The 477-nt window shown below is 73.0% G+C and carries 1 pseudogene; it reads left to right on the forward strand.

The annotated features are described in order from the left end of the window. Positions 1–477, forward strand: a pseudogene (locus RM844_RS32325) (Na+/H+ antiporter); the annotation flags it as partial.

Raw genomic sequence — 477 nt, forward strand, 5'->3', positions numbered from 1 at the left:
CCATCCCGCTGGTCACGCACGACGGCGAGCCGTTCCCGGCCCGCAACCTGGTGCTGTTCCTGACCTTCACCACCGTCATCGCCACGCTGGTGATCCAGGGCCTGACCCTGCCCGTACTCGTCCGCGTACTGAAGCTGCCGGGGCGCGACCCGCAGACCGAGACGCTCGTCGAGGCACAGGCCCAGAGCGAGGCGTCCGCAGCCGCCGAAGCCCGCCTGGAGGAGCTGCTCGCCGCCCCGCACAACCGCCTCCCGCCCCCGCTGGCCGACCGGCTGCGCAGCGTCCTGGACCGCCGCCGCAACGCCGTATGGGAGCGCCTGGGGGCGGCCGACCCGGTCACGGGGGAGTCGGCGGACGACACCTACCGCCGTCTCGCCCGCGAGATGATCGAGGCCGAGCGGAAGGTCTTCGTCCGGCTCCGGGACGAGCGGCGGATCGACGACGAGATGATGCGTACGCTGCTGCGCAGGCTGGACC

Source organism: Streptomyces chisholmiae (assembly GCF_031845445.1).
Lineage (GTDB): Bacteria > Actinomycetota > Actinomycetes > Streptomycetales > Streptomycetaceae > Streptomyces > Streptomyces chisholmiae.